This window comes from Aquimarina agarivorans (genome assembly GCF_000218485.1).
GTDB lineage: Bacteria > Bacteroidota > Bacteroidia > Flavobacteriales > Flavobacteriaceae > Aquimarina > Aquimarina agarivorans.
On the sequence record NZ_AFPB01000013.1, the window covers coordinates 1 to 12,143 of the forward strand.

13 protein-coding genes are annotated in these 12,143 nt (G+C 32.5%); 5 read left to right on the forward strand and 8 right to left on the reverse strand.

From position 1 onward, the window contains the following. Window positions 1-63: 63 nt before the first annotated feature. The 4 genes from fabD to GMC_RS0100280 all read right to left on the reverse strand — a co-directional run bounded on the left by fabD (window position 64) and on the right by GMC_RS0100280 (window position 3,222). Window positions 64-945, reverse strand: coding sequence for an ACP S-malonyltransferase (fabD, locus tag GMC_RS0100265; RefSeq protein ID WP_010520249.1), 882 nt, complete (start codon window positions 943-945; stop codon window positions 64-66). 160 nt (window positions 946-1,105) lie between these two features. Further along, window positions 1,106-2,245: a DUF547 domain-containing protein gene (locus tag GMC_RS21945; RefSeq protein ID WP_010520250.1), complete on the reverse strand. Its 1,140-nt coding sequence runs from the start codon at window positions 2,243-2,245 to the stop codon at window positions 1,106-1,108. 33 nt (window positions 2,246-2,278) lie between these two features. Beyond that, window positions 2,279-2,773 carry a dihydrofolate reductase gene (locus tag GMC_RS0100275; protein WP_010520251.1) on the reverse strand — a complete coding sequence of 165 codons (495 nt, stop codon included), beginning with the start codon at window positions 2,771-2,773 and terminating at the stop codon, window positions 2,279-2,281. 2 nt (window positions 2,774-2,775) lie between these two features. After that, on the reverse strand, window positions 2,776-3,222 hold the full coding sequence (locus GMC_RS0100280; protein ID WP_010520252.1) for a 2TM domain-containing protein: 447 nt from the start codon (window positions 3,220-3,222) through the stop codon (window positions 2,776-2,778). 200 nt (window positions 3,223-3,422) lie between these two features. On the opposite strand from GMC_RS0100280, the gene GMC_RS0100285 reads away from it, so the two are divergent. Together GMC_RS0100285 and GMC_RS0100295 are read left to right on the forward strand one after the other, a co-directional pair. After that, window positions 3,423-4,757, forward strand: coding sequence for a T9SS type A sorting domain-containing protein (locus GMC_RS0100285; RefSeq protein ID WP_010520253.1), 1,335 nt, complete (start codon window positions 3,423-3,425; stop codon window positions 4,755-4,757). A gap of 392 nt (window positions 4,758-5,149) precedes the next feature. After that, window positions 5,150-5,446, forward strand: a complete 297-nt coding sequence (locus tag GMC_RS0100295; protein ID WP_029489522.1) for an isoamylase early set domain-containing protein — start codon at window positions 5,150-5,152, stop codon at window positions 5,444-5,446. A gap of 120 nt (window positions 5,447-5,566) precedes the next feature. Here the strand turns inward: GMC_RS0100295 and GMC_RS0100300 are convergent, their stop codons facing one another. From GMC_RS0100300 to GMC_RS0100315, 4 genes are all read right to left on the reverse strand, one after another. Beyond that, on the reverse strand, window positions 5,567-6,391 hold the full coding sequence (locus GMC_RS0100300) for a thymidylate synthase (protein ID WP_010520255.1): 825 nt from the start codon (window positions 6,389-6,391) through the stop codon (window positions 5,567-5,569). Between the two features lie 325 nt (window positions 6,392-6,716). Next, the gene (locus GMC_RS0100305; RefSeq protein WP_010520256.1) at window positions 6,717-7,337 is read right to left on the reverse strand and encodes a bifunctional nuclease family protein; all 621 of its coding nucleotides are present in this window, start codon (window positions 7,335-7,337) and stop codon (window positions 6,717-6,719) included. A 156-nt stretch (window positions 7,338-7,493) separates the two neighbouring features. Then, on the reverse strand, window positions 7,494-8,453 hold the full coding sequence (locus GMC_RS0100310; protein WP_010520257.1) for an electron transfer flavoprotein subunit alpha/FixB family protein: 960 nt from the start codon (window positions 8,451-8,453) through the stop codon (window positions 7,494-7,496). 104 nt (window positions 8,454-8,557) lie between these two features. Beyond that, a complete protein-coding gene (locus GMC_RS0100315; protein ID WP_010520258.1) occupies window positions 8,558-9,304 on the reverse strand; it encodes an electron transfer flavoprotein subunit beta/FixA family protein in 747 nt (248 codons plus the stop codon). Window positions 9,305-9,791: 487 nt separating this feature from the next. On the opposite strand from GMC_RS0100315, the gene GMC_RS0100320 reads away from it, so the two are divergent. The 3 genes from GMC_RS0100320 (at window position 9,792) to GMC_RS0100330 (ending at window position 11,852) form a co-directional block, all read left to right on the forward strand. Then, window positions 9,792-10,769, forward strand: coding sequence for a pyruvate dehydrogenase complex E1 component subunit beta (locus GMC_RS0100320; RefSeq protein ID WP_010520259.1), 978 nt, complete (start codon window positions 9,792-9,794; stop codon window positions 10,767-10,769). A 193-nt stretch (window positions 10,770-10,962) separates the two neighbouring features. After that, entirely contained in the window at window positions 10,963-11,394 is a 432-nt protein-coding gene (locus tag GMC_RS0100325; protein ID WP_010520260.1) for a hypothetical protein, read from the forward strand. Further along, complete coding sequence (locus tag GMC_RS0100330) at window positions 11,364-11,852, forward strand: hypothetical protein (RefSeq protein ID WP_094766233.1); 489 nt, start codon at window positions 11,364-11,366, stop codon at window positions 11,850-11,852. The genes GMC_RS0100325 and GMC_RS0100330 overlap by 31 nt, the downstream gene beginning before the upstream one ends. Window positions 11,853-12,143: the final 291 nt, after the last annotated feature.

A 12,143-nucleotide genomic window follows, 5' to 3' on the forward strand; every position in this document is an offset into this window, starting at 1 on the left:
AAAACGGAAGTACTATTCTACTTCGTTTTTTGTTTGCTAGTTCTAATTTAAAATCAGAACTAATTATAAAGTTGCTGCAAAAGTTTCTGCACTCCTATCAATCTTTTTTACCAAACCTTGTAACACTTTTCCTGGGCCAACTTCGGTAAAGGAGGTCGCTCCATCTGCTATCATTTGCTGCACACTTTGCGTCCATTTTACGGGAGCAGTTAATTGCGCTATTAAATTTTTCTTTATTGCTTCCGCAGAAGTTACTGCCGTAGTAGGTACGTTTTGATATATTGGGCACATGGGCTCACTAAACGTAGTTGCCTCAATTGCTGCAGCCAACTCTGTTCTGGCTGGTTCCATAAATGGCGAATGAAAACCACCACCAACAGGCAACACTAGTGCCCTACGCGCTCCTTTTTCTTTTAAAATTTCGCAAGCCCTTTCTATAGCTTTAACACTTCCCGATATTACCAGTTGTCCAGGGCAATTATAATTTGCTGGCACTACCTCAGCACCAATTTCAGCACAAACACTTTCAACAACCATATCGTCTAATCCTAATACTGCCGCCATAGTTGAAGCTGATGCTTCACATGCTTTTTGCATAGCCATAGCACGTTTAGATACTAATTGTAGCCCATCTTCAAATGACAAAACACCATTAGCAACCAACGCAGAGAATTCTCCTAAAGAATGGCCTGCAACCATATCAGGAGCAAATGCATTACCTAAAACTTTACTCAAAATAACTGAATGTAAAAAAATAGCAGGTTGTGTTACTTTGGTTTCTTTTAATTGCTCTGGCGTTCCATTAAACATTATATCCGTAATTGAAAAACCTAAAATTTCATTGGCTTTATCGAAAAGTTCTTTGGCTATTGGAGCGTTATCATAAAGGTCCTTACCCATACCCACAAGCTGAGCACCCTGACCTGGGAAAACGTATGCTTTCATTTTTATAAATTTTGAATAACAAATGTAACTAAAACTCTATTTGTAGCCAACACATCACTGCTGCCTTACTTCGGCCTCCTACTCAACGCTTAAAAACCCGTAACACACGCTCAATTACAATTCATTACACTAAAAATTTCTAGCACCAAAAAACAAGAAACTATTTCCCATTTAATGACCAGTCATACTCTTTAAAACTAATGGTAGCCTCATTATTAATTTTCATAGCAGTGTAGGTGTTTAAAAAGGGAATCAAAGCACCAAAATCATTTTTATACCATTCAAAAATTTTAGAAATTTTCACTTCATTGTTGTCAATTTCATTTTGATTACTATTAATAAATGCCTTTGTTTGCCGCTCCAGTTTTGAATTTAGATTAGTAGCTGTGTAAGCGAAATTACCAAGTTTTGGACACGATTTTGCAGCGCAATTGACTGCAAAATGAATTCTAGGCTCTTTAAACTGTGGTCTTATAATATCATTTTCAATTTGATTTAACGAATAAATTTCATTGTTTAATTGAATCCACTTTTTATCCCAAGCCTTCCCATTAGCAATATCTGTGATACTTTTTATTGGATAATGATCTAAAATTAGTTTTAGTGTAAAAGCATTGTATACATTAATCCAGTAGGCCAGTTTTTCATTTCTAGTCCAACTGTTATTATATTGATTTTTTTGAAGCGAAATAATGTAATTTTCAAGCTCAATCCGATTGCCTTTCATTGTATTGTAATTAACAAATCCTGAAGCTGACACATATTTTTTCAGAAAATCATCAAACGGTTTGTGATCTATTGTTTCCAACGCATCGACTTTTATTTTAGAATCTGATTTTGCTACAAGAACAGCTTTTGAATTACTTTCAGTACCTCTTGCTGACATTTTCAGCTTTTCAAGCTCTGTTTTATTCGCTCTTCCAAGAGTATTTTTATGATCTTTATCTTCCAGATTTGGCTCTTTTACAGTAGCTGATTCCATCTGTTCTTCAACTTCCGATTTTACATTGGTAACATCCTTAGTAGTAATTTCTAAAATTTCTTCTTTAGCATCAACCACATTATTCACTATTTCTTTTGCTTCTTCTGCAACCAATACATCACTAGTTTTAGTTATGCTATTAGCAGTATTATCGATAGTACCATCTACTCCTTCTTTTGCTTCTACTCGATCAGCTTCTAGCGTTTTACTTACCGAAGTATTTATACTTGAAACTTCAGTTGAAGTCACCTCACACTTACCGCAAGAAATCAAAAATAAATGAACTAGGGCAAAAATATATAGATGTGATTTTTTCATAAATAATGACTTTGAAGATTTTGCAGTCGATGCTTAACGAAAATCATTTCTTTTTACGTACGTTAAAAAAGAGAAAGCGTGGGCATGTTTTTCATCACTGGAATGATATGTTTTAGCTGACAGTTCCCACTCTTGCTCATTTATTACAGGGAAGTAAGTATCCGCTTCAAAATCTGCGTGTACTCTGGTGAGCTCAATGCTATCGGCGATCTCTAAAAACTGTTGATAAATTTCGCCTCCGCCAATTATAAAAATTTTAGGACTTTCTGCTGCCAAATCAACTGCTTGCTCCAAAGTATTTGCAATAAAACAACCTTCCTTAAAATAATCATTTTGCCGCGTTATAATAATGTGTTTTCGTTTAGATAACATTCCTGGAAGGGATTCAAAAGTTTTCCTTCCCATAATAATGGGATAGCCCGAAGTTAATTTTTTAAAACGTTTAAAATCATCGGGTAAATGCCATAACAAATCATTATTTTTACCTAAAGCATTGTTTTCAGCAACTGCTGCAATTAATATGATCATGGTTATTGTAGTATTTCAGTACCGTTATTGTCCGTATTATCAAGTAAAATACTTTTTTCCGATACAATATCTTTAGGAATTTCTAAATTTAGCTTTTTTTCCATTTTTGCTATTTGCGCTTTTTGTTTTGCAACTAAACGCTCTAGCTGTTTATCCTTCCATGCTTTGCCCATAAATTTGCTAAACAACGTTACCCTAAAAAAATGAATCAGAAAAAAAAAGGACCAAATTAACACTCCAAAAACAAACCAGTCTAGATCTAAAAATTTAAATTCATTCCCGAAATTTAGACCTAAATTGAGTACAATCATAAAAATACAACCTACCAAGAAGACTATAAAGTGTCGGTAAAGTCCTCTTTTCTCTTTAATTCTGGCTTGAGCATGCTCAAAAAGTTCTTTTTGCTCTAAATCGATAGCTGTATCCTTTTTTTTTGAATTTGAAAACATACTTTATACTTGTTTTGCGTCTATTATTTTTTTTTACAATTTAATGTAACTATTTATTATAAGATTTCTTTATCAATAAAAGTGTAAACTTATTTACAATTTACAAATTGTTTTAGCTTGTTTTGTAATACTTATGGTACAAAATATACTTAATCGTTTTTTTTTGAGTTACAAAATCACAACATAAATCATATATTCACATGAAAACGTTTAATTTAACTACTCTAAAAAAAGGACTTTTTGTAATGGCCTTTTGCGGTAGTTTACACCTAATGTCTCAGCCATTCACTTACCAAAAACATAAAAACAATCGAGTAATTTCACTTCAGATGAGTCAAGCCAAATTTAACCAATGGACAAGTAATGATGAGTTTGCTGATGATGAAAAAGCTAGCGAATTAGTAAAGGATATTTACAAAAACTTTAATGATGATTTTGATTTTATCACTTTTATTTTAAATACTGAAAATACGCCAAGTGGTATTAGCTACGCTGGAAAACTTTCAAAAATTTCAAATACAATTAAAGGGATAGGAATACCCGTATTTGACAATTCAAACGCATACGGATCAAGCGGTAAGTTAAAATCGATAATTCAACTCAGTAAAAAAAATAATATACTTTATGGTCCTTTTTTACATGAATTAATGCATAATTGGGCAAGTTATGGTTTTGATACTGCAGGACCAAGACGAGGCTTTTCCGATAACCCTGATGATTTTGGTCCTTTTTTCGGGCACTGGGGATTTACAGGTGGAAATACACCAGGGCAACTAGGTGGTTTTACCCAAAGTACTTTAATTGACAATGGGAATAATTCCTATACCGTAGATAGATTTGGAGATTTTGCCAACGGTGGCAACTCGGTACCTTACACACAATTGGAATTATACCTTATGGGCGTAATCTCTGCGGATGCTGTTGAAACTTTTGATCTTTTTCAGAATATCACCTCTTTTTCCCAAGGTACAAAAACTGGAACATACGATTTTTCAGCAAATACTCGAATTACCTACACACCGCAAGTATTAGTTGAAAAATTAGGCGAAAGAAAACCTTCATTTACAAACGCAACCAAAGAATTTTCAATGCTTATGGTGGTCATTACTACTACTCCGTTAACTGAAGATGAGTGGACTGAATTTGATAACGATGTTGAATCATTTACTAGGAATGGTGATGATAATGATTCTAGATTATACAATTTTTGGGAAGCTACTGACGGAAAAGCTACACTTAGCGCAGCTGTTGAAAATACCGCACTAAATGTTACTGATTTTTCACAAAATAAGATACAATTTAATCTTTTTCCAAATCCTGTATCTAATACCTTAACCGTAGAAACCACAGTGGATATTGACGAAATTGAATTATACAATAGTATAGGAATGAAATTGAAAGTTATAGACGCTTCAAAAGAAAAATCTAAGATTAAAATTCCATTCAAAGAATTTAGTAATGGCTTATATTATTTAATAATGAAACTTAATAATCAAATTATAAGTACTGAAAAAGTAGTGCTATTTAAAAGCTAAGCAACAAGTAGAGTATTCGGAATTACTATCTGCACATACAGCATACCTAGAAATTGTAATTATCAAAAAGCAAATTTACTGTTGGAATACGCGCAGTCATTATCCAAAATAAGCAGTTCCATTATATGCTATAATTTTGTCCAAAGAAAAGGAGGAACTTTTGAAAGTTTGCCCAAGTAACCAAAATGTAGTTGCCAACTTAGCTAAAGATTCATATAAAAAGATTGAAGACCACTACTGCTTTATTATTTTTCTTTTAAATGAAATACTTTTTTATTGAAAATAGTTTAATTATTTTATCAAATAAGCTAAAAACAAAACGGTTAAAGCAAAGCATTGTTCAAATATTTTGTAAATTTAATTATACGTTTCATCACAATTTTATTTCTATTATGTCAATTTCAAAACAATTTTTAAAATCAAAACCTGAATGCAAAGTTACCTTTGAATGGGAAGCTAAGGAAGCTGAATCTGTTGCAGTTGCTGGAGATTTCAATAACTGGGAAACAACTCAACTGCCCTTAAAAAAATTAAAGAATGGAAAGTTTAAAGGTTCTATAAATTTGCCTATCAAAAATTCATTTGAATTTAGATATGTTGTAGACAATTCATGGGTTAATGATGACAATGCCGATAATTATGTTTGGAATGATTTTGCTGGTGATAAAAATGGAGTATTAGAGCTTTAGCCCTAATAAGCTTACGTTTTACCTGATTGTAAAACGATTATAAAACCGTTATGGCAACTATAATATTAAATTATATTCGTCAATTTGCAGTGTTAAATTGGCGAGTATTTATTGTTTTCATTACACAGAAACTTTTCCTTTAATATGAGGGTGATGATTATAATCAATTAATTCAAAATCTTCAAAAGTAAAATTAAATAAGTCCTTTTTATTAGGATTAATTTTAATTTTAGGCAGTGGTTTAGGAGTTCGGGTCAGTTGTAATTCCAACTGATTTATATGATCGTTATAAATATGAGCATCGCCAAATGTATGTATAAATTCACCAGCTTCATAGCCACAAACTTGTGCCATCATTTCAGTAAGTAATGCGTATGAGGCAATGTTAAAAGGTACCCCTAAAAATATATCCGCACTGCGCTGGTACAATTGACAAGATAATTTACCATTGGCCACATAAAACTGAAAAAACGCATGACATGGAGGCAGTGCCGCTTTACCATTCGCTACATTTTCAGAAAATGAAACTGAAGTATTTGGCATTACCGAAGGATTCCAAGCAGAAACTAACATTCTACGGCTGTTAGGGTTAGTTTTTAAAATTTCGACTACTTCTTTTATCTGATCAATTTCTTCACTATTCCAGTTGCGCCATTGATGCCCGTATACGGGACCTAAATTTCCATTTGCATCAGCCCATTCATTCCATATACGCACTCCATGATCTGATAAATACTTGATATTTGTATCGCCTTTTAAAAACCAAAGTAATTCATACACAACAGACTTAAAATGCACTTTTTTGGTTGTTACCATTGGAAACCCTTCCGACAAATCAAATCGTATTTGATACCCAAAAACACTACGCGTTCCTGTACCTGTGCGATCTCCTTTTACCGCACCATTATCCATTACATGTTGCACTAAGTCTAAATATTGCTTCATTTTTTTGCTCTTGGAATTCAGTTATTCGTACAAAAGTAAAAATACACCTTACTTTTTAATACTGGTTCTGATTTTAAATTACTCTAATAAAAATTTATAATTTTTTGTTTGAACTATAAACAAACATAAGTGTAGCCTTAGCTACAGTATTGTTTTATTTTGACGTATCAAGCAAAAAAAGGATCATTTTAAATGGATAATTTGATATTAGAAAGGTATAGTTTTGTAAAAATAAAAATACAACAATACCCTTAATTACATCAGTTCAAATTTGATTAACAATGTTGTAAACATGAAATTATAAGAAAAAGCGATCAATGATTGCTTAATTTCTATTTGATATTTCATCCCGTAACCTGGCGGCTTTTTCGTAATCTTCATCAACTACTGCTTTATCTAATAACTTATAAAGCTCATCAACAGTTAAATTTTTTAAATCAGTAGAGGAAGATACCAACTCTGTTGTCTTCTCAAGCTCCGTTTCTTCATCTGGACCATCAACATTTTCTGATAAAAATTCACCATCAGACTGTTGTTTTAAATAAATACCAGCCTGATCTAAAATATTCTTATAGGTAAAAATTGGTGCTCTAAAACGCAATGCCAATGCAATAGCATCACTTGTTCTGGCATCAATAATTTCTTCAATACCATCGCGCTCGCAGATGATACTTGAATAAAAAACACCATCTACAAGTTTGTGAATAATTACTTGTTTAACCACCACATCAAACCTGTCCGCAAAATTTTTAAATAAATCATGCGTTAGTGGTCTGGGAGGTCTTATTTCTTTTTCTAAAGCAATGGCAATTGATTGTGCTTCAAAGGCTCCAATAACAATAGGTAATTTCCGTTCACCTTCCATTTCACTTAAAATAAGTGCGTAAGCACCATTTTGTGTCTGACTATAGGAAATACCTCTAATATTTAAACGTACTAAACTCATATGTATATTAACAATATAAGGCTAAATTCGGTATAATTTTTCTATTAAAGAAAGAAAAAACCGTATAAAACCATAAGTTTTATACGGTTACTATGTAATCAATTTTAATTTAAAATCTATTTGAATTGAAATTGACTATTCATTAAATTAGAAAATTTAATTTGCTGATTTAAATTCTTTTAGCTTTTCAATAAGCTGTGGCACCACTTCAAAAGCATCACCAACTACGCCGTAGTCAGCTGCTTTAAAAAACGGGGCTTCGGGATCAGTATTAACAACAACTTTTACTTTGCTGGCATTAATACCTGCTAAATGCTGAATAGCTCCTGAAATACCTACAGCAATATATAAATTTGTTGCTACTGGTTTTCCTGTTTGACCTACGTGTTCAGAATGCGGTCTCCATCCCATATCACTTACTGGTTTTGAACATGCCGTGGCTGCTCCCAAAACATCTGCTAAATCTTCAATCAAATGCCAATTTTCAGGTCCTTTTAAACCTCTTCCTCCAGATACTACTACTTCTGCATCAGCAATACTTACTTTATCCGTAGCTTTATCAATACTTACAACTTCTAGACTTCCGCTATCAATTGTTGGTGAAAAAGCTTCCGCAGCAGCGGAACCTTCCGCTTCTTTAATTCCATAAGCATTACTTGAAACACAGATAATTTTAACCTCAGAATTTAGTTGTGTATCCTGAAATGCTTTATTTGTAAAAGCTGTACGCTCTACCACAAATGGGCTGGTCGATTTTGGCAAACTTACTACATTTGAAGCTACAGCAGCATTTAAAGCCACTCCTAATAATGGAGCGACATATTTACTATTAGTTGAAGAACTAAGGATGATTACCTTACTATCTTCTGCCTTAGCTGCCTCAGCAATAATACTTGAATACGATTTTGCTTGAAATTTTTCTAAACTATCATTTGATACTTGCAATACTTTTGATACTCCATAAGTACCTAAAACCGAAACATCACTAACATTTATAGTTACTGCTGTTACCGTTGTTCCTAATGCATCAGCAACTCCTTTAGCGTATGATGCTACCTCAAAAGCTCCTTTTCTTAAGCTTCCATTCTCACTTTCGGCATATATTAATACTGACATACTTTATATTTTTACTACTGAATTACTCAGTATGATTTATTAAATAAAATTTAAATTAACTATTAACGTCGGTTAACGTGCTAGATACATTAACCTTTTTTAATCTAAATCACTTTGGCTTCGTTATGCAACAGGCCAATTAATTCATCTAAATTATCTGCAGAAACTAATTTTACACTTCCTTTAGGTTCTGGTTTAGAAAACGAACTAGGCTGAGACTGACTGGCAGTACCTGTGGGTTCAATTACTGTAAGTGGCTTTTTACGCGCCATCATGATACCTCTCATATTAGGAATTCGCAAATCACTTTCTTCCACTAAACCTTTTTGTCCACCAATGACTAAAGGCAACGTTGCTTTTATAGTTTCTTTTCCTCCGTCAATTTCTCTAACAGCTGTAGCTGAAGTTCCGTCAACTTCTAAACTAATACATGTATTAACAAAATTGGCATCCAACAAAGCTGCTAACATTCCTGGCACTACACCTCCATTATAATCAATAGATTCCCGACCGGCAATTATTAAGTCATAACCGCCGTTTTTTGCTACTGAAGCCAACTCCTGCGCTACAAAAAAACTATCCGATGGATCGGCATTTACCCTAATTGCATTATCAGCCCCTATTGCTAAACACTTTCTAATAGTAGGTTCAGTATCTGCACCGCCAACATTAACAACATCAACACTTGCCCCCTGTTTTTCTTTGAACCACATAGCTCGGGTTAAACCAAATTCATCATTCGGGTTAATTACAAATGAAACTCCATTTGTATCAAACTTGGTATCACCATCAGTAAAATTGATTTTTGAAGTCGTATCTGGAACATGACTTATACAAACTAATATCTTCACAATATGTATTTTAAATTAGTATAACTTTATATTTTCACAAACCTAATAAACGCCCTTACAGATGCCTGTTAATCAACTTATTAAATATAAAAAGCTAATATTTGGCAACAAATTAAAAATTTATTGGACTTAATTTTGTGTATAAAACGAAGTTACAAATTAATTCATAAAAATACTATGCATGCATAGTATTTTTTTTAAAATTTTTAGTTTTTTTATAGTTAACATAAAACAATCGTAACTTTGTTCTCCTTTTTTTACATAAATGGCGTTTTTTAATTAATGTTTCCATGTGCACGAAAAAAATGGCAGGTGATAAATGCTGCTATTTTAACTTTTTTTACAATAGATCTCACTCTACTTTTAATGTGAAAAATATTTTTCAGATTCACAAGCTCTGACTTGTCCTTAGGATGTTGTTTTACTATTTTTGCGTAAACTAATTAGAAAAGATTATTTTTTTTAGTCTAATAATTTATAAACTTACATGAAAACAATACAATTTAGAGAAGCTATTTGCGAAGCGATGTCTGAAGAGATGCGTAGAGATGAGTCCATTTATTTAATGGGTGAAGAAGTAGCAGAATATAATGGTGCTTACAAGGCTAGTAAAGGAATGTTAGATGAGTTTGGAGAAAAGCGCGTAATAGATACTCCAATTGCTGAGCTTGGGTTTGCTGGTGTTGCTGTAGGTAGTGCAATGAATGGCAATCGTCCGATTGTGGAATACATGACATTTAATTTTTCATTAGTAGGTATTGATCAAATTATTAATAATGCTGCTAAAATAAGACAGATGTCTGGCGGTCAATTTCCTTGTCCCATTGTATTTAGAGGGCCAACTGCATCTGCAGGTCAATTAGGTGCAACGCATTCGCAAGCATTTGAAAACTGGTTTGCGAATACCCCAGGTTTAAAAGTAATTGTACCTTCAAACCCATATGACGCAAAAGGGTTACTAAAAGCTGCCATCCGCGATGACGATCCTGTTATTTTTATGGAAAGTGAGCAAATGTATGGCGATAAAGGTGAAGTTCCTGAAGGAGAATACGTATTGCCAATTGGTGTTGCCGAACTTAAAAGAGAAGGAACTGATGTAACTATCGTTTCTTTTGGAAAAATTATTAAAGAAGCTTACGTGGCTGCTGATAAATTAGCTAAGGAAAATATTTCATGTGAAATTATTGATTTACGCACCGTTCGTCCTTTGGATTTAGAAGCTATTTACAAATCAGTAAAAAAGACAAATAGATTAATTATACTTGAAGAGGCCTGGCCACTTGCCAATATTGCTTCGGAAATTACGTATCAAGTACAACAAAATTGTTTTGATTACCTGGATGCTCCAGTAATTAAAATTAATACTGCTGATACTCCTGCTCCATATTCCCCAACACTACTTGCTGAGTGGTTACCGAATAATGAAGATGTAATAAAAGCAGTAAAAAAAGTTATGTATAAATAGTTTTTTTTGTAATGATAACTAAAGCTTTCTTTTGTAAGAAGGCTTTTTTTTATTTCACTCTTTTTAAAAACAAAGGCTTACAAAATTTTAGGGTATTTTTTTGTTGAGTTGTTATAGATATGAAATTAAAAAACAACTGTTATGAATAAACCTAATTAAATTAAAACAACTCTTCTATTTACTATTATTATTAATGGTATTTAGCTGCAATACTGATGATGCAGACACAGTAATTACTCCTGAGCCAGATAACAAAATGGAGCAAGTAGATTTTCAGAAGTTTGCTGATGTAAATCAATTATTTATTGGAAAAGGAAATAAAAATTCAGATACTGTGATCATTTTTGAACAAGGAGGTCCTGTTTCGAAATTGAACGGAGATGATATTGAAATAATAAATGATTCTTCTCCTGGATTAAGCAATAAAATAAAGAATTACTATCGGGTATATGCTCACCAAGGCTTAACGTTTGATACTAAAAATTCCAAAACAACTATTATAGATAAAGAAGAAGCGTTGAGATTAAAGAAATTGAACACTGATATACTTCAAAACCTTATTCTGCATTTTAAAAGTTTAAACAAAAAAGTTATTTGGGGCATTCCTACGGTGGGTTTGTCATAGCACAATACATTTCTAAATTTGGCAATACTAATGCTGATAAGTTTATCATTATGTCTTCAAGACTTAACATGCCTTTAGAAACTGCTAAAAATTTTATTAATTTAGAGCCTTCTTTATTTAAAGAAGATGGTAAAACTATAGTTCCTTTTGAGTCTTTAGAGGATTTTGATTTTTTTAAGGATTATGTTGAAGAATGTCCTATCGAATCATTAGTTGCTGGCTACCATATAGAAGAACGATTTACAGAAAGTATAAAAACTTCTGTAATTGACAATCTTTTGTTTGTTTATGCTGTAAATGACAAACAAGTGGGTAGATTATCAACAACTGAAATCAACTTTCTAAAACAACGAAAATCTAAAATTATTGAAATACCAAATACCGTTGAAGATGGACACAGTGCTCCGATACAGGACGCACTTTATACGACACAAATAAGTGATTTTATTAAACTGTGAGAAAGATCCGAACACACGAGCTGATAATAAAGGTGAAATCATTTTATGCCTTAATATAACTTAAGGCATAAAATGAAAAACTCATAAACGTAAATTTGCTTTTATGTAAACACCATCTTTTATTTCATCTTCTTTTTCTTTTAGTAATCACTACAAACTTATTTAGCACAAGTAAAGACTACTATAAAAGTAGTTGAATAAAATAAGAACCCAGTACCTTACACTAAGGTCTATTTTCCAGCGACCATTATTGGAACAGCAACTAATGAAAATGGCAACTTTTATTTATTA

Excerpts from the sequence above, each read along its gene's own strand:
- fabD (WP_010520249.1), bottom strand. The coding sequence starts at position 945 with ATGAAAGCATACGTTTTCCCAGGTCAGGGTGCTCAGCTTGTGGGTATG.
- GMC_RS21945 (WP_010520250.1), bottom strand. The coding sequence starts at position 2,245 with ATGAAAAAATCACATCTATATATTTTTGCCCTAGTTCATTTATTTTTG.
- GMC_RS0100275 (WP_010520251.1), bottom strand. The coding sequence starts at position 2,773 with ATGATCATATTAATTGCAGCAGTTGCTGAAAACAATGCTTTAGGTAAA.
- GMC_RS0100280 (WP_010520252.1), bottom strand. The coding sequence starts at position 3,222 with ATGTTTTCAAATTCAAAAAAAAAGGATACAGCTATCGATTTAGAGCAA.
- GMC_RS0100285 (WP_010520253.1), top strand. The coding sequence starts at position 3,423 with ATGAAAACGTTTAATTTAACTACTCTAAAAAAAGGACTTTTTGTAATG.
- GMC_RS0100295 (WP_029489522.1), top strand. The coding sequence starts at position 5,150 with ATGTCAATTTCAAAACAATTTTTAAAATCAAAACCTGAATGCAAAGTT.
- GMC_RS0100300 (WP_010520255.1), bottom strand. The coding sequence starts at position 6,391 with ATGAAGCAATATTTAGACTTAGTGCAACATGTAATGGATAATGGTGCG.
- GMC_RS0100305 (WP_010520256.1), bottom strand. The coding sequence starts at position 7,337 with ATGAGTTTAGTACGTTTAAATATTAGAGGTATTTCCTATAGTCAGACA.
- GMC_RS0100310 (WP_010520257.1), bottom strand. The coding sequence starts at position 8,453 with ATGTCAGTATTAATATATGCCGAAAGTGAGAATGGAAGCTTAAGAAAA.
- GMC_RS0100320 (WP_010520259.1), top strand. The coding sequence starts at position 9,792 with ATGAAAACAATACAATTTAGAGAAGCTATTTGCGAAGCGATGTCTGAA.
- GMC_RS0100325 (WP_010520260.1), top strand. The coding sequence starts at position 10,963 with ATGGTATTTAGCTGCAATACTGATGATGCAGACACAGTAATTACTCCT.